This is a genomic window from Cryobacterium sp. TMT1-66-1 (assembly GCF_004403435.1).
Lineage (GTDB): Bacteria > Actinomycetota > Actinomycetes > Actinomycetales > Microbacteriaceae > Cryobacterium > Cryobacterium flavum.
Genome location: NZ_SOGP01000004.1, coordinates 1 through 20,658, shown reverse-complemented (window position 1 = coordinate 20,658; position 20,658 = coordinate 1). Strand labels below are relative to the sequence as shown.

The following is a 20,658-nucleotide window of genomic DNA, read 5'->3' as shown; positions in this document are numbered from 1 at the left end:
CCAAAACGGCCAGCCCGGGCGCAGCCTTCGACCGCAGACGCGCGGTTCTAAGATGTTTTCATGAGCGCATCCGGCGGAAACAAAGCAATCGTGGCAGCATTCGCGGCAAATCTGGGCATCGCAGTGACCAAGTTCGTGGCCTGGGGCTTCTCCGGATCGTCGTCGATGCTCGCCGAGGGGGTGCACTCGGTAGCGGATGCCGGGAACCAGCTGCTCCTGTTGCTCGGCGGTCGCAAGGCGAAGAAGCGGGCCGACCTGGAGCATCCGTTTGGCTATGGCCGGGAACGCTACGTCTACGCTTTCGTGGTGTCGATCATTCTATTCTCGATCGGCGGGGTCTTCTCGCTCTATGAGGGTTTCGACAAGCTGCAGCATCCGCATCCGCTCGAAAATGCCTGGCTGCCGATTCTGGTACTCGCCATCGCAATGGTGCTCGAAGGATTTTCGCTGCGCACCGCGATTCGGGAGTCGAATCACACCCGCGGCACACAGTCCTGGGTGCAGTTCATTCGCCACGCCAAGGCGCCAGAGCTGCCCGTGGTGCTGCTCGAAGATGTCGCGGCTCTCACCGGCCTCGCCTTCGCCTTTGTGGGGGTCGGCCTGACCATCCTCACCGATGAACCGCTCTGGGACGCCGTGGGAACTCTCTTGATTGGCGCACTGCTCGTTCTGGTCGCGATCATTCTCGGGATCGAGACCAAGAGTTTGCTCGTGGGCGAGGGCGCCAGCAAGAAGGACTTCGACGCCATAGAAGCGGCCATTCTGAACGGCCCGGAGACCAAGCGCATCATCCACTTGAAGACGCTCTACCTCGGCCCGGACGAGATTCTGGTCGGCGCCAAGCTGGCCTTCGACGGCGAGCACCGGTTCGCCGACGTCGCAACCGACATCAATGCCGTTGAAACCCGAATACGCGCGGCGGTGCCGCTGGCCCGCACGATCTATCTCGAACCCGACATCTTCTTCGACCCGAACCTGGCCAATCCGCCCACCGACACCTTTGTGATCAAGGGCCTGGAGTAGGCCTCAGCGCGCGGCCCGACGGGCCGGGTCCTCGAAAAACTCGCGCAGAACTTCGCCGCACTCGGCGTCATTGACGCCGGCGAACACCTCAACCCGATGGTTGAGCCGGCGGTCGCGCAGCACGTCGTAGACCGATCCGGCCGCGCCCGCCTTCGCGTCCCAGGCGCCGAACACGACCGTGGGCACCCGGGCGGCGAGGATCGCGCCCGCGCACATCACGCAGGGCTCGAGGGTGACGATCAGGGTGGCGCCGGTCAGGTGCCAGTCACCGGTGTGCGCGGCGGCCTGCCGGATAGCAACGACCTCGGCGTGCAGGGTCGGGTCCTGGTGCAGTTCCCGCTCGTTGCGGCCGCGCCCGATCACCACGCCCGCAGCATCGATGACGACGGCTCCCACCGGTACGTCGTCGGAGGAGAGCGCCGCGCGCGCCTCGCTGAGGGCGAGCAGCATCCACTCTTCGTGTTGATCTTGTGCACGCATGTGTCACCTTAAGCCGGGGGATTGCCTCTAGTAGAATTGAGCCTATGCGAGTCCATGTTGCCGACCACCCGCTCATCACGCACAAGCTCACCGTGCTTCGCGATAAGGACACGCCGTCACCGCTGTTCAGATCGCTCGTCGAGGAGCTCATGACGCTACTCGCCTACGAGGGCACCCGTGGCGTGCGGGTGGAGGCCGTCACCGTGCAGACCCCCGTGTCTGCCGCCCAAGGCGTGCGCATCAGCGACCCGAAACCGCTCGTCGTGCCGATTCTGCGCGCCGGCCTCGGCATGCTCGAGGGCATGGTCAAGTTGCTGCCGACCGCCGAGGTTGGCTTTCTGGGCATGGCGCGCAACGAAGAGACTCTGCAGCCGACGACCTACGCCGAGCGCCTGCCCGACGATCTCTCGGATCGGCAGTGTTTCGTTCTCGACCCGATGCTCGCCACCGGCGGTTCGCTCATTGCCGCCATCAACTTTCTATTCGACCGCGGCGCGGTCGACGTGACGGCCATCTGCATCCTGGCCGCGCCGGAAGGGCTCGCCGCCGTGGAGAAAGCCCTGGCCGGCCGCGAAGTGACGATTGTGCTCGGTGCCGTGGACGAGAAGCTCGACGAGCAGGGCTATATCGTGCCCGGCCTCGGCGATGCCGGCGACCGGTTGTACGGCCTGGTCTGACGCCCCGGCCTTCCTCCTGATCGACGAGACCCGGCCGGCGCGCGCAGGTTCTGCGACCGGCAACACGCCAGACCCGGTTCACATCAATAATCTTTGATTGATTAGATCTTGAGCACGGAATATTTCACAAAGTCGTGATTGTGCACGGATTCGCCGAAATGGGCGGTGCCCCGCGAACGTGGTGCGCGTCATGCGGCGACTTACCGCGACGCCAAATTGACACACGGCGTCACATTCCGCTTTACTCGCAGGTATGACAACCAGCGCACGCCCCCTGACCTCCCTCGAGGCCCCCGGGACTGCCGCCATGATGATGGCCGGCACCCCCGCCATCCGCTGTTGCCGAATGTGCCGCTAACCGAGACTTCCCCCTAGGCGTCCTGTTCCTGACTGATTTCATTCGTCAGACCGACGCCCCGAGCGCTTGTTTGAAGCACTCGCCCTCCGGCCCCACGGGCCTTCCGGAGCCACCACGAAGCAGCGCTTTCGCGCATCCGTCGAGCTCCCTTCGATCGAACAGTCAAGGACCCCTCATGTCTCTCGCACACATCCACGCCACTCGCCCCGCCCACTTCAACCGCCCCGAGCTGACCCTGGCTCCGCCGGTTGCCGCACCGCGCATTCGCGCCGTACCGACCGGCACCGAGGCTCGCGGCTTCGTGCTCTACGTCGGCATCGACGAGGCCAAGGCGGCCGCAGCCGGCACGAGCCTGAACCGTATCGTTGAGGCGCTCAAGGCCCTGGCCGCCGGCATCGCTCCCTCCGCCGAAACCTATGCCGCCGTCGCACTGGCACCGGAGGGTGCTGGCGGACGCGACGTGGACGTCGTGCGTCTCGCGCTGCAGGACCCGTCCGCACTTGCTGCGCACCGCGCAGAGCCCGAAGAGCTCGACCGCGCTCGCAGCGGTGTAGTCGTCGACATCTCCCGCAAGCGCGTCAGCCTCGACAACGAGACGGCCGCGCTGACCTACAAGGAGTTCGAACTGCTGCAGTACCTCGTACTGCGCGAGGGCCGCACCATCGACCGGGCCGAGATCATCTCCGCGCTCTGGAACTCCGCCGATGAAGAAGACACCCCGAACGAGCGCACCATCGACGTGCACGTTCGTCGCCTGCGCTCCAAGCTCGGGCGCTACGAAGACATCGTGCGCACGGTGCGCGGCGTCGGCTATCGTTTCGACCGCCACGCGGACGTCGCCATCCGCCAGTCGACCACGCCAAGCCCCGACCTGTTCTAAGCCGGTCTGGCGGGCATCGCGTGATGCCGCGTTAACGGACTGAGGGTCAGTCGCAGAGGCTACGACTGACCCTCTTCCCTTGCACCAAGAGTGTCCTGCAATCACATTTCACGTCTTCCGCCACAGCAAACGGTTGACGCACCTAAAACATATAACGAATAGGTAACGGGCGCCACCTTTCGTCAACAAAATCACCTGCGAGTTTCATGCCAAGAACCTGACCGTTCTCCGGCCTCGCAGATGCTGGCCCACGGCCCGCACGGTGCCCGCGCCCCCGCTCGAGTCTCTATTCTTGGAGAACGACATGGTAAACGAGGCAAGGAGCCGCAGGTGGTGGATCGAACGATCGCGGTGGGCGCGTGGGAGTCCCTGTTTCGGGCCCAGGTCGCCATCATGCGCAGTCTGGCGTCGAATTTTCCCTCCAAGGAAATCTCCCTCAACGAGTACGACGTGATGTTCAACTTGTCTCGGCAGCCGGACCGGCGCATCCGCTTGCGTGATCTTAACCAGCACGTGCTGCTGACGCAGCCGAGCGTGAGCCGGCTCGTGGACCGCCTCGTCTCGCGCGGCTATGTGCACAAGCACACCGACCCGACCGACGGGCGCGGCGCCATCATCGAGCTGAACGATGCCGGCCTCGCGCTGTTTCGGCGGGTCGCCGTTGATCACATGAGGTCGATTGCCGAGCGGATCGGAGAGACGCTCAGCGAAACCGAGCTGGAGCAGCTAACCGTGCTGTGCGACAAGCTGCGCATCGATTGTCCCAGCGACGACGGGGCGGGCCAGGGCTAGGCGAAAGGTGGGGCGATGGAACGAGGGCCCTACCCCTCGTCCCACCGAGGCAGTCCCTCGCAGGAATGCCTTCCTCACCGGGCGCCCGAACATTGCCCGGTGAGAAACTCGGGCGCAAGCACGTATCGGATCTTTGAAAGATAAAACAAATACAGACTCGTTGAGTTTTGCTCACGTCTGCCGATCGTATCCCAGCTTGGGGGTGGAAAGCCTAATCTTGCGCAACCACACAGCATCCCGTCTACTCTGACACTATGACTTCTCTCGCCGGCTCATCCATTCTCGTCATCGGTGCCACCGGCGGTTTGGGCCGTGAGATCGCGCGACTCCTGAGCGCGGATGGCGCCCTGCTCACCCTGCACGGTCGCCATCCGGAACGCATCAGCGAGACCGGAATCGCCGGAGCCCCCGTCACCGGCGACCTGCGGGATCCGGGCACGGCCGCCCAGCTCGTGGCCGCGGCCCTGGCCGCTCATGGCCGCCTCGACGGAATCGTGAACGCTGCCGGACTCGTCGCCTTCGGACCGATGGCTGAGGTCTCGGACGAAACGATCGATGCTCTTCTGGCGGTCAACGCGACGGCACCCATGCGCCTGCTTCGGGCCGCCTATCCCGCCCTGGTCGAATCCTCCGCCGCGCATCGCGATCCGTTCTTCCTCACTCTCAGCGGAGTGGTGAGCGAGAGTCCGACTGCGAACATGGCGGCGTACTCGGCGTCGAAGGCCGCCCTCGCGGCATTCGGCAAGGCGGCGGGCCGGGAATTGCGGCGGGACGGCATCCGCTTTCTCGATGCCCGACCCGGGCATACCGAAACCGGACTGGCGACCCGACCGATCCAGGGGTCAGCGCCACGGCTGCCCACGGGATACAGCCCAGCGAATGTCGCCCGTCGCTTGGTCGACGCGATCATCGCCGGCGAGCGCGACCTGCCGAGTACCGCTTTCGCCGGGTAGGCCTACCAGCGGGTACGCGCACGCTCCTGGGCGACAACCGCGTCGCGGTCCCCGAGCCGCCTCAGACCGGCTAGTGGCTGAGCCATGCGGTGATTACCCCGGATGCGCGGTTCCACGCGATCGAGGAACGCCCAGTAGCCAGCCGTGAATGGGCAGGCCTGTGGGCCCAGCCTGATTTTCGGATTGAACCGACAGCTGCCGCAGAAATCCGTCATCTTTGCAATGTAGGCGCCACCCGAGGCGTAAGGCTTCGTGGCGACTATTCCGCCGTCCGCGTGCTGGGACATACCCACAACGTTTGCCGGCATAACCCACGGCGTTCCGTCGACGAAGGCATTGATAAACCAATCCGACAGCGCCGACGGCTCATATCCCCTCTGAAGCGACCAGTTGCCGAGAATCATCAGACGTTGAATATGATGCGCCCACCCGGTGCGGGACACTTCATCGAGCACGTGACTCAAACACCGCGCTTCGACGGCAGCACCATCCAACTGCAGGAACGCTGGCGGCAGGGGCTCGTGGGCGGCGAGGAAGTTGCTCCGGGCAACGTAGTTCTCACCGAGGTGCCAGTACAGGTGCCAGACCCAATCCCGCCAGCCCATGATCTGGCGCACCACCGCCTCAACGCTCGCCAGCGGCACGCCACCGGCACCGTAGGCGGCGACGACAGCGTCGATGACCTCCTGCGGGTGCAGGAGGCCCAGGTTGAGTGGCACGCTCAGCCGCGAGTGTGCCATCGTGCTGTCTCCGGTCAGCGACGCGTCCTCAAAGGGCCCAAAGTCTGACAAACGGGTGTCAATGAAATCATCGAGCGCCGCGAGCGCTTCCGCGCGGGTCGCCGCGAAACGACGCGGACCATCCGCTCCGATCAGGTGCACTCGGCCGTCCCTTACGAGCTCGTCGAGGTCGCGACGAACGTCGTCGTCGATGTCATCCTCCACCGGAGCCCACGGGTCGGGCAGGCCGAGACCGACCGCATTTCGCGGGGGCGCCTGTCGATTGTCGTGATCGAAGTTGAAGCGGCCGCCCTCCGGCTCCGGTCCCCGCATTAGGACGCCCGTTTTCGCTCGCACGTGTCGGTAGAACTGCTCCATCACGAGTCGGGATGCCGGTCGTCCGTCAGCCCAGCGAGCAAAGTCCTGCTCGCTCGTCACGAACCCCCTGCTGGGCAAAACGGATGCCCCCAATTCGGCGACCAGGGCGCGCGCACCCCACGACGTGGGGTTGATCACCTCCAGTTCGCGACCGGCGAGAACGTCCCGATAGTGCTCTGCGCGCAGGAACTCGACGCGATCGCCCAACTCGCGGGCTCGGTGGCGAAGCGCACTCAAGATGAGGTGCGCCTTGGCCCGGTGATACGTGCGGCGCTCGAGAACGGCAGACGCCTCAACCAGCACAATCGGCCCGCCGTCGTCGTAGTGCGGGCCGAGTTGGTCAGCAAACAGGAAGCGGGGAAGGGACACGAGACCGATTCTACGTAGGTTGCGTCGGCCTGGCCAGATTCTCACAAAAAAGCCCCGCTCGACGTAACGTCAAACGGGGCTGAATCTGTGCGCCCGAAGGGATTCGAACCCCCAACCTTCTGATCTAGGGTCGTGGTTTTTGCCACTATTTAATACCGATCAGCAGCGTTCAGGTTTAGCGGTCTGATCAGGCTTTTGTGGACTCCCGTTGCCAATTGCGGCACTGGTCCGGGAGCCCCATAGTGGCGAACGCAATGTGGCGCATGGCGGGCCAAAGTGGCGAACCGTCTTCACCTGCCGCGACGGCGACATCGCCAGCCGCCGTCACGCTTACGGTAGCAAACACGGGATTCGAGCAGTGCGCCCGCCAACATCGGGATTCCAAGACCCATGGTCTCTTCCATGTAAATACGGATACTGCCTTCCGTATTTTTAAGAAAAAGGCAATGATGAGGTCATCATCCTCTCCGAAGATCCGGTCGCGGCACGCACCTGGCGCTCCGGATACGCCAGCCTCGCGCAAACCTACGCCGACCTGTGGGCGAGCCCAGGATGGCAAGCCGCCGAGTTCACCCGTGCGCTGAAAGCAAAACTATTCACCGACGCCGATTGGGAGCAACGCACCAGTGCCTAACCTCTACGAAGACGAGAACGGAGTCATCCGCGCACTCGTCGACCGGCTGGGTCACGACCTCGAGCTGGTGGTCCGACCTCGAGAAGGTCGTTCAGCCCAGCGCAGAAGCTGACGCACCTCGCCGCGTAAGACGCGGCTATCAAGAACCACAAGGGCGGCGCCTATCTGCGCACCGAAGGGCTGTATACCTCGCAGATCACGGAATGGCGCAAGCTGCGTGACGCCGGTACTCTTGCGGGGAAGAAACCCGGTGAGAAGATTGGCCGGTTAACGCCGGAGCAGGCGGAAATCGCCCGGCTGCGCCGCCAGCTGAGCAAGACCGAGCAGCGCCTCGAGACGACGGGGGTGGCGTTCGAGATCATGTCAAAAATGCACGAGCTACTCGAAAGTCTTTCGAAGAGCTCGCGGGACGAAACACCGTGCGCGTAGCCGTAATGACCGCCTACCGCGAACTGGCCAGCCGAGGAACCTCCACTCGCGTCGCGGCCGATCTGGTCGGGATGCCCCGAGCGATTCAGTACCAGCCACGCACCAAAGATTCTGACCATTCCCGCGACGGCATGGATCAACAAACCAGCCGACAAACCCACCGAGAACGACGGGCTCGAACTAGCCGCCTAAACTCCCACTGGCCTCATTCACCTTGATAAATTCCGCTGCGTCCGAAAAACTTCCGCAACCACAGAGCGTCGAGTGCGCGATGGCGTTAACGGGCGAGACCGGCCAGCCCCGAGGGGGTCGACCGGTCTCTTCGTAACTAACGGGTGCTACTTGGTGAGCTGAGACAGCTCGGGGTTCTCCGCGTACGCCTCGACAGCGTTAGCCGCGGTAACGATGACTGGCGTGAGCAGGTCAGCGGGGACGATCTTGTTGCCGTTGTCATAAGACTTGGTGTCGTTGACGGTGGGCTTGTCGCCAGACTGCAGAGCGGATGCCATGGCGATGGCTTCTTTGACCAGCGCGCGGGTGTCCTTGTAGATGGTCGAGTACTGTACGCCGGACATGATCAGCGGGATCGAGGCGGCCTCGGAGTCCTGACCAGTCACGACGGGGAGCTCAGCCTGGCCGGCATCCTGCACCGAGGTGATGATGGCGCGGGCGAGGGTGTCGTTCGGCGAGAGGACGCCGTCGACGGACTCGGTCTGGTACGTGCCCTGCATGAGGGTGTCCATGCGACGCTGGGCATTCTCCGGCTTCCAACCGTCGGTTGCCGTCTGGCCAATGTCGGTCTGGCCGGAGACGATCTTCAGGGTTCCGTCGTCGATCTTCGGCTGGAGTACGTCCATGGCGCCGTTGAAGAAGACCGCGGAGTTCGAATCGTCGGCGGAACCTGAGAAGAGCTCTACGTTGTAGCTGGTCTTGTCCGGGAACTTGGCGGCCATGCCGTCGAGGAGAGCCTGTCCCTGGAGCTGCCCAACCTTGAAGTTGTCAAACGCGACATAGTAGTCAACGTCGTCGGTGTTCAGGATGAGGCGGTCGTACGCGATAACGGTCACGCCCGCGGCCTTGGCGTCAGCGACCTGGGTGCTGAGCTGCGCGCCGTCCTTGGCGCCGATAATGATGACCTTGGCGCCGTTGGTAACCATGGTGGAGATCTGCTGCTGCTGGTCGGCGACCGCGTTGCTGGCACCGGCGTACTGCACGTCGCCCTTGAAGCCAGCGTCGGCTAGTCCCTTTTCGAAGAGGCTGCCGGCGAGGACCCAGTTCTCACTGGTCTTGTCGGGAAGTGCGACGCCGATGAGGGAGTCGGCGCTGAAGCCACTGGCGGGCGCGTCGGTTCCTGCCGCGCTGCCGCGTCCGGTGTCGGAGGAGCAGCCGGTGAGGCCGAGTGCTGCAACTGCCATGACGGCGGTCGCAGCAAGAAGGATCTTCTTCATGAGGTTGTCTTTCTTTCTGTGTGTGGTGGTGAAGGGTGGAAGTTTGAATCAGTGGGTGAGAATTAATTCTTGAGGTCGGCCGGCACCGCGGTGTCCGGCGTTCCGCCGCCCGGCGTGACCTGCGCTGAGGTGGAGTTGTCGGTTAGCCCTTGGCCGCTCTTGTTGCGCGTCATCAGCCCGATGATCGACGGACGTCCCTGTGACTTGTTGTAGACGTCGACGCCGACGGCGATCAGGAGTACGAGGCCCTTGATGATCTGCACGAGGTCGGACTGGATGCCTTTGAGCGCCAGTCCGTTCGACAGCACGGCCATCACGAGTCCACCGATGATGGAGCCGGCGACGGTTCCGATACCGCCGGAGACCGCCGCGCCGCCAATGAACACCGCGGCAATCGCGTCGAGCTCCCAACCGGTTCCGTCGAACGGTCCGGAGGCCTGCGAGCGAGCGACGAAGATCATGCCGGCCAGCGAGGCCAGTACCGACATGTTCATCATCACGAAGAAGTTGACGCGCTTCGAATTGACGCCCGACAGCTCAGCCGCGTGCTTGTTGCCGCCGACCGCGTAGATGTGGCGTCCGATGGTCGTACGGTTCGTGAGGAACGAGTACGCCACGACCAGCACGGCGAGGATGATGCCGGAAACCGGGAAGCTCGTGCCAACGCGACCGGTGGCGAACAGGTAGGCGGCCACCAGGACGACGCCGCCGAGGATGAGGACGCGGAGCACACTGAGCCAGACGGGATCGGATTTCGCGCCCATCACCTTGCGGGTGCGGCGGCCACGCACCTCGAGGCCGATGAGGATCAACACGACGAGAATTCCGAGGAGCATCGTGGCATTGTTGACGCCGAAATTCGGCCCGAACTCGGGGAGGTAGCCCTTGCCAATGCCCTGGAAGCCCGTGCCGACGGGCACAGTGGCCGAGTCGCCGATGAACTGGTTGCCACCGCGCCAGATGAGCATGCCAGCCAGTGTCACGATGAACGCCGGGACCCCGATATAGGCGACCCAGAATCCCTGCCAGGCGCCGATCAGCGCACCGACAACGATGCCGAGGATAATCCCGGCCCACCACGGGAAGTTCCAGTCCTGCATGGCGAGGGCAACGATGATGCCGGTGAAGGCCGCGACCGATCCGACCGAGAGGTCGATGTGGCCGGCGATGATCACCATCACCATGCCAATCGCCAGGATCAGGATGTAGGAGTACTGCTGCACGATGTTGATGATGTTGCCGGGCTGCAGCGTCTTACCCCCCGTCCAAATCTGGAAGATGATGATGATGACGACGAGGGCACCGAGGATGCCGAACTGCTTGAGGGAACCACCGCCGCCGAACAGTTTCTTCAGGTCACGGATGTTGGATCGGCCGCTTTTCTCAGTATCGGATGCGCTCATTACGCGACTACTTTCTGTGAGTCCGAGGTCATGCTGCGCATGAGGGTTTCGGGATCGGCCTGGGCGACCGGGAGTTCGTTGGTGATTTTTCCTTCAAAGATCGTGTAAATGCGGTCGGAGACGCCGAGGAGTTCGGGCAGCTCAGACGAGATCATGATGATGCCAGTGCCCCGCGCAGCGAGGTCGCGGATGATCTGGTAGATCTCGGCCTTGGCCCCCACGTCGATGCCACGGGTCGGCTCGTCGAGGATCAGCAGGTCTGGATCGGTGAACATCCACTTCGCCAGCACGACCTTCTGCTGGTTTCCGCCGGACAGCTTGGTGACACCCTCCTCGACTGTGGGGGTTTTGATGCGCAGGCTCTTGCGATACTCCTCAGAGACCCGCGTCTCCTGCAACTCGTTCACCACGATGCCGCGGGAGATTTTGCCGAGCTTGGCCGACACAATGGAGCGCTTGATGGTGTCGAGCAGGTTGAGGCCGAGCGACTTGCGGTCTTCGCTCACGTAGGCAATGCCGTGGCCGATCGCCTCGGAGACGGTGCGCAACTTGATCTCCTCACCGTCCTTAAAGACCTGGCCGGAGAGGAACTTGCCGTAGGAGCGGCCGAACAAGCTCATCGCGAGCTCGGTGCGGCCGGCACCCATCAGCCCGGCGAACCCGACGACCTCGCCTCGGCGCACGGTGAAGCTCGAATTCTTCACGACGAGACGCTCGGTGGTGAGCGGATGCTGCACCGTCCAGTTGCGCACCTCGAAGAAGACCTGACCGATTTTGGCGGAGTGCTCGGGAAAACGATTCCCGAGCGTACGCCCGACCATGCCCCGGATGATGCGGTCTTCGTCGACGCCGTCGGCCTTCACGTCGAGGGTCTCGATCGACTTACCGTCGCGGATGATCGTGATCTGGTCGGCGATCTGCTCGATCTCGTTCAGCTTGTGGGAGATCATGATCGACGAAATGCCCTTACCCTTAAGACCGAGGATCAGGTCGAGCAGGTGCTGCGAGTCGTTTTCGTTAAGCGCGGCGGTGGGCTCGTCGAGGATGAGTAACTTCACGTTCTTGTTGAGAGCCTTGGCGATCTCGACGAGCTGCTGCTTGCCGACGCCGATGTTCTTGACCTGGGTGTCTGGGTCGTCATCGAGTCCGACACGGGCGAGCAGTTCGACCGAACGGCGCTGGGCCTCAACCCAGTTGATGATGCCGCCTCGGCCGGGCTCGTTGCCAAGGAAGATGTTCTCTGTGATCGAGAGCTCAGGGATGAGCGCAAGTTCTTGGTGGATAATGACGATGCCGGCGGCCTCGCTCTGCTTGATGTCGCGGAAGCGCACGACCGAGCCCTCGTAGACGATCTCGCCGTCGTAGGTTCCGAAGGGGTACACGCCGGAGAGCACCTTCATCAGCGTGGACTTGCCTGCACCGTTCTCGCCGCAGATCGCGTGGATCTCTTGGGCTCTGACGGTGAGAGACACCTTGTCGAGGGCCTTCACGCCCGGGAATTCCTTGGTGATGGACTGCATCTCCAGGATGGTGGGGTGACTGTTGTGAGACGTCTCCACGTCTGACCTCCTCGTCTGGCAGGACCACAATATTGTGCCCCATTTCTAGAATCTAAACCCCACGCCCGTTGTCGTCAACTTGTGAACACAAAAACATGGCAACGATCAGCTTAGGGCGGGGTGAATCCCCGAGTGTTGCAGCACGAGCGCCGCGCCGCCGAGTGCCTCGGCTCGCTCGCCCAGCGACGACATCACCAATTCCGTGGTCTCCACGATCATCGGCACGGCGTAGCGCTGGAGTCCGCGGCGGATCGGACTCAGCAGCATCTCGCCCAGATCGGCCAGTGGACCGCCGACAATGATGGTGTGCGGGTTGACGAGGTTGGCTATCGCAGCGATCGACCGGCCGACGGCGAAGCCGGCGTCGTCGACCACGCGGATGGCGCGTTCGTCGCCCGCGAGCACGAGGCGCACGATGTCGCGCGTGCGCACCGGCCGATCGAGGGCACGCGAGAGCATGTCAATCATGATGGCCGTCGAGGCCACCGTCTCAAGGCATCCGCGGTTGCCACAGCGGCACAGGAGCCCGTGCTCATGGATGGGAGTGTGGCCGATTTCACCGGTCAGACCGATGTGTCCAAGGAACGGTCTTCCGTTGAAGATGAGGCCAGCGCCGATGCCGGTGCCCACCTTAATGAAGACGACGGTGGGCGTGCCGGCGTGCGGACCCCAGGTGGACTCGGCGAGGGCGCCGAGGTTGGCGTCGTTCTCGAGGTACACCGGCAGCTCGAAGCTCTCCTCCACCATTCTGACCGTGACGCCGACCCACTCGGGCAGGATGGCACCTCTGACGACGGTGCCCGTGCGGCTATCGATGGGCCCGGGCACGCCGACGCCCACGCCGAGCACGGCCGAGCGTTGCACGCCAGCTTGCAGGAGCGTGGAGGTGAGCAGGTTGGCTGCGATGTCGAGCGCCTCGGCCGCCGTGTAGCCGAGCGGGATCTCGACGTCCTTCTCGCCGATCACCCGGTAATCGACCGTGGCCACGATGATGCGCACATGGCGGCGCCCGAAGTCGATTCCGACCGAGACCGCGCCGTCGGTCGACTTCAGGCTGACCAGCTGGGCACGCCTGCCGGAGCTCGTGGTGGGCGACGTCGAGACCAGTCCGCGCTCGACGAGCACTTTGACGATGTTCGAGACCGTGGCGTTAGAGAGCCCCGTATTGCGGGCGATATCGGCCTGCGTCGTGGGTCCGGAGGAGACCAAGTTGGATAGGATTCGCTGTTGGTTCGACAGTCGAAGGGCGCTCTGCGACCCTGGGTTCCTTGTTGGTCGAACCGGCATGTATCCAAGAGTGCCGCATTTTGACGATGTCGTCAATAAATGAACGCACACGTGGCCTTGTCATCGACGATGACGAGGCCACGTTGCAGAGGAGTACCTGTTTCGTGAGATTTTGAACGTTCTTCGCTGAGCTCCCGTCAGTGAAGGAACCCGCCGGTTTGAGGAAGTTTCGCTCTACCCTTGACGGGCTGCTACTCCAACCCTCGTTGCAAGGCCTGTAAACGAAAAAACCCCGCCTTACAGGCCTAAGGCCTGATGAGACGGGGTTTAGCTGTGCGCCCGAAGGGATTCGAACCCCCAACCTTCTGATCTAGGGTCGTGGTTTTCGCCATTATTCGACGTTGATCAGCAGTGTTCAGATTTCGCAGCCTGATCAGGCTTTTGTGGACTTCCGATGTCACTTTCCGCACTGGTCCGGGAGCCCCATAGTGGCGAACGCAATGTGGCGAATTGCGGGCCAAAGTGGCGAACCGTCTTTAACTACAGTGACAGTGACAGCGACATCGTCAGCTACCCTACGATCATAAACGCGGGATTTGAGCAGTGCGCCCGCCAACATCGGGAATCCAAGACCCATGGTGCTCTTCCATGTATATACGGATGCTGCCTTCCGTATATTTATGAATTCAGCAATGATGGTGCGATGAAGAACGTGGAGATAGTCTGGCGCACATTGGCCGACGCCGCGCTGGACGATCAACGAGACTGGGCCAGCATCGGCGCTATCGCCGACGCAGCTGCCGTAGCGCCGTCCACCACTCATCAGGCGCTGGGCCGACTTCTCGACATCGGAGCTGTTCGCGCCAATTCGCGTCGCGGTTACACCTTCGTCGCGCCGGAAAAGCTTCTCGAAGCTTTCGCCGCGCACCGCAACCTGCCTGCCTGCCTGCCTGCCTGCCTGCCTGCCTGCCTGCCTGCCGACACGATGGTGTCAACAACCCTGCCGGCTACCCAAAACCTTCTTGACGACGTCGAGGGCGACTACGCGCTGAGCGGCAGCAGCGCTGCTGTGCACTACCTAGGTGGCCGCAACACTTTCGCCGATCTCGGCCGCCGGATCGTTTACACCACCCAAGCACATGCGCAGGCTGACTTTCCTGTGGGCGATGAGGTCATCATCCTCACGGAAGATCCGGTCGCGGCACGCACGTGGCGATCTGGATACGCCAGCCTCGCGCAAACCTACGCCGACCTGTGGGCAGGCCCGGGATGGCAGGCGGCCGAGTTCACCCGCGCGCTGAAAGCGAAACTATTCACCTACGCCGATTGGGAGCAGCGCGCCAGTGCCTAACCTCTACAAAGACGAGCATGGAGTCATCCGTGCGATCGTCGACCGGCTGGGTCACGACCTCGAGCCGTCGATTCTCATCGGCGGGTGGGCAACGTTCGTGCGAGTCGGAGACGAAATCAGTCTCGACATCGACCTCATCACCTCCCAGGAGAGCCGCCACAAACTCGAACAGCTGATGACCGACCTCCCGCCCAGCAATAACCACCAAGGAGGAAAGCTCCGGCAACAACCGCGGAAGGTCAACTCGCCGCTTCACCCGTGTCCACTTACCGGGGGCAAGGCCAGCCGCTATCCGGCTCCGACAGGCGAGCATTAGTTAGAAGGCGGCGGCCTGCGCCGACGATCCCGCGCCGTCCAGCGTGCCCGACAGTGCGTTCGGCGTGGCGCCGGCTTCGCTCGCGGCCCACCCGGCCAGCATCAAGCCTGCAATGGCGGCACCGGCCAGCGGATCTGTCGCTAGCCTTAATGAGTCCGAACGGTTGTCTGACCGACACCGTCCGAGCCGCGGGTCAACGACGCCAAACGGCGCTCAGCATGCCCGAACCAGAAATGAGAACCACCATGACCGTTTCGAACAAAGTCGCACTCGTCACCGGAGCCGGACAGGGAATCGGACGCGGCATCGCACTCCGCCTCGCCCAGGACGGCTACGACATCGCCGTCGCCGACCTCGACTTCCAGGCCGAGAAGGGCGCCGGTGTCGTCGCCGAAATCGTGGCTCTCGGACGCAGGGCCGTCTTCGTCACCGCCGACGTCTCCAACCGCGACGACGTGTTCGCCGCCGTGAACACCGCGGCCGAGAAGCTTGGCGGGTTCGACGTGATCGTCAACAACGCCGGCATCGCGCAGGTCACACCCATGCTCGAGATCACGGCAGAAGACATGGAGAAGATCTTCCGCATCAACGTGAACAGCGTCGTCTGGGGAATCCAGGCCGCGGTCGCGAAGTTCGACGAGCTCGGCCACGCCGGCAAGATCATCAACGCCGCTTCCATCGCCGCCATTCAGGGCTTCCCCATCCTCGGCGCCTACTCGGCGTCGAAGTTCGCCGTGCGCGGCATCTCCCAGGCTGCCGCCCAGGAGCTCGCACCCCGAGGCGTCACCGTCAACGCCTACGCCCCCGGCATCGTCGGCACCGGCATGTGGGACCTCATCGACGAGAAGCTCAGCGCTATCAACGGCAAGCCGCGTGGTCAGAACCTCAAGGAAAACGTCGAGGGCATCGCACTGGGCCGTATCGAGACCCCGGAGGATGTCGCCAAGATCGTGTCGTTCTTCGCTGGCCCCGACTCCGACTACGTGACCGGCCAGGTCCTACTCGTCGACGGCGGGATGCTCTACAACTAGAGCCCGACACGCTCGGGAGAGCGACGCCCAGTGACAAACGGATGGTGGGGTCGGGAGCAATCCGGACCCCGCCATCCGCGCGCGTGCTGGGTACCCCTAGGGAGATTCGAACTCCAATAACCGTCCGCTCAGTGTCGTCGATGGCGTCAAGAGCCGCGCGGATTCAACGTTTTTGGGTCACAGTGAGGTATCCAGATTCACCCAAAGTTTTTCAAGTGCAAAATGTGGGCACGCTTGCGAGGATCACGCGTCACCTTGCCGGCGTCGCAGTCGCTACGCGGCACCGGTGTATCCTCCAGCGAAGTACCCCGACGGGAACGCTCATCGGGATCAGTCGACGGCTCTAAACCGTTCAAGCCCCGCACGTGTGTTGTCATCCACAACAAAAGTTGGGTCCATCAGAAAGCCCCGCAGTTCATCACCCGCACGCGCCCCCACAGAGCGCCGCGACCGATACTGGCGATTATGACAAGTGATAATGCCTCTATAGCAGAATCTGCCGATTAAGCAAGCGTGATTGAGCCTTCTTAGGAACTGATCACCGAGCGGCGATCGATGGAGTATGTACTGACGCCGAAGCGTTCACAGAATGAAGTGGCAGAGAACAGTAACAACGTCCCGTGCGGCCGGTTATCACTTTGCTCGCGACCTGTAGTCGGCGTGTCGTGCGGACCCACATCGACAACGGATGCAACCAGAGCCGCTCGGACCAGCCTCCGTACAAAACCCTTAGCTGGGTTTCGCGACGCGGAGAATCGACGACCAGCGTCAGTCGTCACCGCTACTGTAAGCGCATGGCAGTTGTAACGATCGACAGTGAACCAGCACCTACTCCCCCGGTTGCGGCCGACAAGGTTTTCGTCGTTCATGGGCGCAACTTGGCCGCGCGGGACTCAATGTTCGTTTTCCTCCGCTCCTTGGGCCTCAAGCCGCTCGAGTGGACTCAGGCCCTCGCACTCACTGGATCGGCATCGCCATACATCGGTGAGGTTCTCGACAGGGCTTTCGATCACGCCCAAGCGATTGTCGTCCTTATGACGCCAGACGATATTGCGTACATTGACCTCCCTTACGCTGACGGCGTCGACGACCCAGAACGGACGCCTACCCCGCAGGCACGCCCCAACGTCCTCTTCGAAGCCGGCATGGCCATGGGACGCAACCCAAACCGAACTGTTCTCGTCGAGCTCGGCGCCATTCGTCCATTCAGTGACGTTGCCGGCAGGCATGCCGTCCGGCTGAACAACTCGCCTCACACGCGGATAGACCTAGCGAATCGGCTGCAGAACGCTGGCTGTCCGGTCGACCGAACAGGCGCTGATTGGATGACAGCAGGCGACTTCACACCGCCCGACACCTCAAACGGACTTACTCGGGCCCGCAGAATCGCGAGCAACGACCGTAGAGGACCACGCGTAGACGCACGCTGGATCAGCAACGGAAGCGGTCACTTCGACGAGCTGAAAGTCACCAACAATGGTTCGGCACCACTCTTCAACGTCACATTTGATGTCCCCGAGGGATTGAAGGGCATCACCTTTCACCAGGACGGGCCGCTGAAGAGGCTGCCCGCCGGAAAAAGCTTCACCGTACGCGTGGACGCCGCTGGCAAACACACGATGGGTGGTTCGATAGTGCCCGATCAATTCGACATCCTTGTGCTCGCTGAGCTCGAAGACAGCACTGCATTTCAAGAAGAAGTATTCATCGATATGAATGGATAGGCCAAATGAACATTAGTTTTCCTCTGGATCTAGATGGCTTTCTTCGACGCGAGTGCCCACATTGCGAACAAGAGTTCAAGTGGCATCACGGCAAGACCGAGGAAGCTCCGCAAGACTTCGTCTATCCGGACGTGCATTGGTGTCCCCTCTGCGGCCAGTCTGCAGCTATCGACCAATGGTGGACGCCGACACAGCTGGACTATCAGCGGGCTGTAGTCGTCGGTCCTCTCATGGATCAAGTAGCTGACGAACTATTTAGTGGAATCAGCGATAGTAAGAACTTCAAGGTGACGCGCGCATCAAGTCGGCGCGAAGTTCCGGACCCTCTCGTCGAGCCCGATGACATGATCATCGTCGAGCCCCCGTGCCATCCCTGGGAGCCCGTCAAAGTGGATGACGATGCCAAAGCTCCCTACTTCTGTCTCATTTGCGGAGCTTCCTTCACGGTCTAGGCGTGCGAAGCTGAACCCGTGACCCGGTGCCTCACCTGACGCAGGAATGTCCTAACTCCGAGAGAAAAGTTTCGCTCCGTCCGAACGAAGCTCCCCCGCCGGTGAAACGTGCCGATACAGGGTCTGCCGGGTGATACCGAGTTCCTTGCACAGGTCGCCAACCTGTGTTTCCTTCTGCCCCATCGCGGCCATGGCCAGGCGTACCTTCGCCGGCGTCATCTTGAACGGGCGCCCGCCGGTCCTCCCCCGTGCTCGAGCCGCGGCAAGCCCAGTAACCGTGCGCTCAGCGATGAGGTCATGGACACGTGTTGACCAGGTGGCGTTAACACGACCGAGTCGGTCGAGTTTCCAGACCAGGAGGGTTTCGCCCGTGCGGAGGGCCTTCAAGTGGCGAGTAGGGCTTGTGGGTAGCGCCAGTCCAGGGACTTGGTGTGTAATCGCGTGACATCGTGGACAGTGGATCTCAGAACTTCGTGGACGCTGGGTCTCACGGCTTCGTGCACAGCTACCGTCCTGGCTCACCGAGCACTGCGGGGAGATCAGTCTGGCGCTGGGCGAACTGTGTCTGATATTCCGCGTTCTTGCGTTCCCAGGGTTTCGTTGGGTGGGTCACGCCCACGCCTTGGATGGAGTATGAGGCAACGTATCGGCCTCGGACGTTTAGCGCGACCATCGGCAGCGGGAATGAGAACACGATCTCAGCGGTGACGGGATCGGTGGGCAAGAACGCGTCGTCGGTGATCGTCCGGTAGAACGTGCGGTCGGCGTACGTCGTCGGCAGGGAGACCTGGTAGCCCTGAAAGTAGACCTGCCGGTTGGCTTTGGTGACCTCCACGAGTGACTGATCCGCTGTTTGTGGCCGTGCGTTGTCGTCGGGCATAACCTGCCCGGACTTGGAGATCGTCAACGACGCCCGGTGAAGGTCTGACTGTCGTCGCGCGCGAGCCTGCCGGTACTCCGAGGCTTTCGCTTCCAATACCGACAGCGGGATCGGCTCGGTCGCTGGCGTGTGCTCGAGCAAGTCCCACGCCGCCCGCGGCGTAGCTTGTTCGAGGGCTTGATGCGGTCGGCGGTTGTTGTAGTGCTCCCGGAAACGGTGGATCCGGACACGGAGATGCTCGAGAGTGGCCGGCCGGTCGGCGTCGAGGAAACGGATCAACGTCTGGTGGGAGCGCTCGTTCTTGCCCTGTGTGGTGGGCTTGCCCGGCAGCGCGCTGATCGGCATGGTGCCTTTCGATGCCAGAAAGATCTCCACGGAGCCGATCGTGCCTGCGCGCAGCTGGTTGAACGCCAGCGAGTTATCCGGTAACACTTCCTGGGGTGCCCCGCATGCGGCGATTGCCCGTTCGAGGACGTCCTTGGCATCAGCACTGTTCTCATGACGCGAATACGCGGCGGAGCCCACGTCGTATCGGCTTGCGTCGTCGAGCAGTTGATATACCGTGACGGTTTGCCCGTTCGCCAGCCGGTACTCGAACGCGTCCAGTTGCCACAGCGACATCGCCGTCGCGCGCACGAACGGGATGTAGGACGACTTCGGTCGCTTCTTTGGTGACGCGTCCACCTGCCCGACGCTGGCCAGAAGACGTGCGATCGTCGCCACCGACGGGACCTTCCCTCCAGGGAACCCGCTATCCATGGCCGCTTCGTAGTAGATCGAGCGGGGACCATAATCCCAGCCATCAGTCTTGAGCTGTTTGCGGATCTTCACCACCTCATTCACGACGACCTGCCCATAACGCCGGGCTGGGACGTTCGGGGCGCGGGAGCGTGGGTGCAGCGCAGCAGTAGCCTCGTGGACAGCTCGCCCGCGGATCTTGTAGAACACGCTCCGAGAGATCTTCAAAAAGCGGCAGAACGCGATAATCGACAGCGCGTGAGGCTGGGTCGGGTCGTAATTCATGATCGCGGCACGAGTCTGGGGTGAAAGAGAATTCGTCATTCCCTGACTATGACCGCCGCAAGTGTCTCCGATGCTGTGAGACATCGTGTCCACGATGTCATGAGATCGTGTGTCCACGATGCGCTGAGACAGGACACACGAAGCCATGAGACCCAGCGTCCACGAAGTTCTGAGATCCACTGTCCACGATGTCACGCGATTACACACCAACTACCTGGACCCCTGAACCGTCCCGGGTTTCATGCCGCCGTTTTGTTGGCGGCTTCGATATTTATCGGGCCGTTTGTTCCAGCGTAATAGTGGAGCTCATATTCAGCCGGTGGCATGTTCCCCAGGGCGCTGTGTAGACGCCGATTGTTGTACCAGTCGAGCCAGTCGAAGGTGAGTTTCTCGACGTCGGCGAGGGTCTTCAGCGGACCGGTTATGAAGGGTGAGTTCTTCGCGACGGCCTCGTTCTTGTAGAGGCCCATCACGGTCTCGGCGGCCGCATTGTCATACGCGTCACCGACCGTGCCGATCGATGCGACCAATCCCTCGAGCGCTACGGTCTCC

The 20,658-nt window shown here is 62.5% G+C and carries 18 protein-coding genes and 1 pseudogene; 10 read left to right on the top strand and 9 right to left on the bottom strand.

Annotated features, from left to right (window positions below; genetic code table 11):
• The first annotated feature begins 60 nt into the window (after window positions 1-60).
• Entirely contained in the window at window positions 61-1,023 is a 963-nt protein-coding gene (locus tag E3T29_RS01870) for a cation diffusion facilitator family transporter (protein ID WP_092340498.1), read from the top strand.
• A gap of 3 nt (window positions 1,024-1,026) precedes the next feature.
• On the opposite strand, the gene tadA is transcribed toward E3T29_RS01870, so the two are convergent.
• Entirely contained in the window at window positions 1,027-1,503 is a 477-nt protein-coding gene (tadA, locus tag E3T29_RS01865) for a tRNA adenosine(34) deaminase TadA (RefSeq protein ID WP_206750604.1), read from the bottom strand.
• 44 nt (window positions 1,504-1,547) lie between these two features.
• Here tadA and upp point away from each other — a divergent pair, with 44 nt between their 5' ends.
• From upp to E3T29_RS01845, 4 genes are all read left to right on the top strand, one after another.
• Window positions 1,548-2,180, top strand: a complete 633-nt coding sequence (gene upp / locus E3T29_RS01860) for a uracil phosphoribosyltransferase (protein ID WP_134343852.1) — start codon at window positions 1,548-1,550, stop codon at window positions 2,178-2,180.
• Window positions 2,181-2,713: 533 nt separating this feature from the next.
• Window positions 2,714-3,418, top strand: coding sequence for a winged helix-turn-helix domain-containing protein (locus E3T29_RS01855; protein ID WP_134343851.1), 705 nt, complete (start codon window positions 2,714-2,716; stop codon window positions 3,416-3,418).
• Window positions 3,419-3,748: 330 nt separating this feature from the next.
• Window positions 3,749-4,210: a MarR family winged helix-turn-helix transcriptional regulator gene (locus E3T29_RS01850; protein WP_370449092.1), complete on the top strand. Its 462-nt coding sequence runs from the start codon at window positions 3,749-3,751 to the stop codon at window positions 4,208-4,210.
• 254 nt (window positions 4,211-4,464) lie between these two features.
• A complete protein-coding gene (locus E3T29_RS01845; protein WP_134343849.1) occupies window positions 4,465-5,163 on the top strand; it encodes an SDR family oxidoreductase in 699 nt (232 codons plus the stop codon).
• 2 nt (window positions 5,164-5,165) lie between these two features.
• Here the strand turns inward: E3T29_RS01845 and E3T29_RS01840 are convergent, their stop codons facing one another.
• The 5 genes from E3T29_RS01840 to E3T29_RS01820 all read right to left on the bottom strand — a co-directional run bounded on the left by E3T29_RS01840 (window position 5,166) and on the right by E3T29_RS01820 (window position 13,389).
• Window positions 5,166-6,629, bottom strand: a complete 1,464-nt coding sequence (locus E3T29_RS01840; RefSeq protein WP_134343848.1) for a cryptochrome/photolyase family protein — start codon at window positions 6,627-6,629, stop codon at window positions 5,166-5,168.
• Between the two features lie 1,401 nt (window positions 6,630-8,030).
• Window positions 8,031-9,140 carry a sugar-binding protein gene (locus E3T29_RS01835; protein WP_092338736.1) on the bottom strand — a complete coding sequence of 370 codons (1,110 nt, stop codon included), beginning with the start codon at window positions 9,138-9,140 and terminating at the stop codon, window positions 8,031-8,033.
• A gap of 62 nt (window positions 9,141-9,202) precedes the next feature.
• Complete coding sequence (gene mmsB / locus E3T29_RS01830; RefSeq protein ID WP_370449091.1) at window positions 9,203-10,543, bottom strand: multiple monosaccharide ABC transporter permease; 1,341 nt, start codon at window positions 10,541-10,543, stop codon at window positions 9,203-9,205.
• Window positions 10,543-12,063 carry a multiple monosaccharide ABC transporter ATP-binding protein gene (gene mmsA, locus E3T29_RS01825; RefSeq protein ID WP_092338734.1) on the bottom strand — a complete coding sequence of 507 codons (1,521 nt, stop codon included), beginning with the start codon at window positions 12,061-12,063 and terminating at the stop codon, window positions 10,543-10,545. The genes mmsB and mmsA overlap by 1 nt, the downstream gene beginning before the upstream one ends.
• Window positions 12,064-12,207: 144 nt before the next feature.
• Window positions 12,208-13,389: an ROK family transcriptional regulator gene (locus E3T29_RS01820; RefSeq protein ID WP_134343847.1), complete on the bottom strand. Its 1,182-nt coding sequence runs from the start codon at window positions 13,387-13,389 to the stop codon at window positions 12,208-12,210.
• A gap of 394 nt (window positions 13,390-13,783) precedes the next feature.
• Between E3T29_RS01820 and E3T29_RS01815 the strand changes: the two genes are divergently transcribed.
• From E3T29_RS01815 to E3T29_RS01795, 5 genes are all read left to right on the top strand, one after another.
• On the top strand, window positions 13,784-14,680 hold the full coding sequence (locus tag E3T29_RS01815) for a hypothetical protein (protein WP_166792306.1): 897 nt from the start codon (window positions 13,784-13,786) through the stop codon (window positions 14,678-14,680).
• A complete protein-coding gene (locus E3T29_RS01810) occupies window positions 14,673-14,996 on the top strand; it encodes a hypothetical protein (protein ID WP_134343845.1) in 324 nt (107 codons plus the stop codon). Before E3T29_RS01815 ends, E3T29_RS01810 begins: the two co-directional genes overlap by 8 nt.
• A 245-nt stretch (window positions 14,997-15,241) precedes the next feature.
• On the top strand, window positions 15,242-16,027 hold the full coding sequence (locus tag E3T29_RS01805; RefSeq protein WP_134343844.1) for an acetoin reductase: 786 nt from the start codon (window positions 15,242-15,244) through the stop codon (window positions 16,025-16,027).
• A 794-nt stretch (window positions 16,028-16,821) separates the two neighbouring features.
• A complete protein-coding gene (locus E3T29_RS01800) occupies window positions 16,822-17,751 on the top strand; it encodes a TIR domain-containing protein (protein ID WP_134343843.1) in 930 nt (309 codons plus the stop codon).
• Window positions 17,752-17,756: 5 nt separating this feature from the next.
• On the top strand, window positions 17,757-18,203 hold the full coding sequence (locus E3T29_RS01795) for a hypothetical protein (protein WP_198417704.1): 447 nt from the start codon (window positions 17,757-17,759) through the stop codon (window positions 18,201-18,203).
• A gap of 51 nt (window positions 18,204-18,254) precedes the next feature.
• Here E3T29_RS01795 and E3T29_RS01790 read toward each other — a convergent pair.
• The 3 genes and pseudogenes from E3T29_RS01790 to E3T29_RS01780 form a co-directional block, all read right to left on the bottom strand.
• Window positions 18,255-18,497: pseudogene (locus tag E3T29_RS01790) on the bottom strand (helix-turn-helix domain-containing protein); the annotation flags it as partial.
• Window positions 18,498-18,708: 211 nt separating this feature from the next.
• Window positions 18,709-20,145, bottom strand: coding sequence for an integrase core domain-containing protein (locus E3T29_RS01785; RefSeq protein WP_134343841.1), 1,437 nt, complete (start codon window positions 20,143-20,145; stop codon window positions 18,709-18,711).
• A 200-nt stretch (window positions 20,146-20,345) separates the two neighbouring features.
• A partial coding sequence (locus tag E3T29_RS01780; RefSeq protein WP_166792305.1) for an integrase core domain-containing protein occupies window positions 20,346-20,658 on the bottom strand: 313 nt, incomplete at its 5' end.

Bases quoted from the DNA above. Each gene is read 5' to 3' on its own strand.
- E3T29_RS01870 (WP_092340498.1), top strand. From the start codon at position 61: ATGAGCGCATCCGGCGGAAACAAAGCAATCGTGGCAGCATTCGCGGCA.
- tadA (WP_206750604.1), bottom strand. From the start codon at position 1,503: ATGCGTGCACAAGATCAACACGAAGAGTGGATGCTGCTCGCCCTCAGC.
- upp (WP_134343852.1), top strand. From the start codon at position 1,548: ATGCGAGTCCATGTTGCCGACCACCCGCTCATCACGCACAAGCTCACC.
- E3T29_RS01855 (WP_134343851.1), top strand. From the start codon at position 2,714: ATGTCTCTCGCACACATCCACGCCACTCGCCCCGCCCACTTCAACCGC.
- E3T29_RS01845 (WP_134343849.1), top strand. From the start codon at position 4,465: ATGACTTCTCTCGCCGGCTCATCCATTCTCGTCATCGGTGCCACCGGC.
- E3T29_RS01835 (WP_092338736.1), bottom strand. From the start codon at position 9,140: ATGAAGAAGATCCTTCTTGCTGCGACCGCCGTCATGGCAGTTGCAGCA.
- mmsB (WP_370449091.1), bottom strand. From the start codon at position 10,543: ATGAGCGCATCCGATACTGAGAAAAGCGGCCGATCCAACATCCGTGAC.
- mmsA (WP_092338734.1), bottom strand. From the start codon at position 12,063: ATGCAGTCCATCACCAAGGAATTCCCGGGCGTGAAGGCCCTCGACAAG.
- E3T29_RS01820 (WP_134343847.1), bottom strand. From the start codon at position 13,389: ATGCCGGTTCGACCAACAAGGAACCCAGGGTCGCAGAGCGCCCTTCGA.
- E3T29_RS01815 (WP_166792306.1), top strand. From the start codon at position 13,784: ATGTCACTTTCCGCACTGGTCCGGGAGCCCCATAGTGGCGAACGCAAT.
- E3T29_RS01805 (WP_134343844.1), top strand. From the start codon at position 15,242: ATGACCGTTTCGAACAAAGTCGCACTCGTCACCGGAGCCGGACAGGGA.
- E3T29_RS01800 (WP_134343843.1), top strand. From the start codon at position 16,822: ATGGCAGTTGTAACGATCGACAGTGAACCAGCACCTACTCCCCCGGTT.
- E3T29_RS01795 (WP_198417704.1), top strand. From the start codon at position 17,757: ATGAACATTAGTTTTCCTCTGGATCTAGATGGCTTTCTTCGACGCGAG.
- E3T29_RS01785 (WP_134343841.1), bottom strand. From the start codon at position 20,145: ATGACGAATTCTCTTTCACCCCAGACTCGTGCCGCGATCATGAATTAC.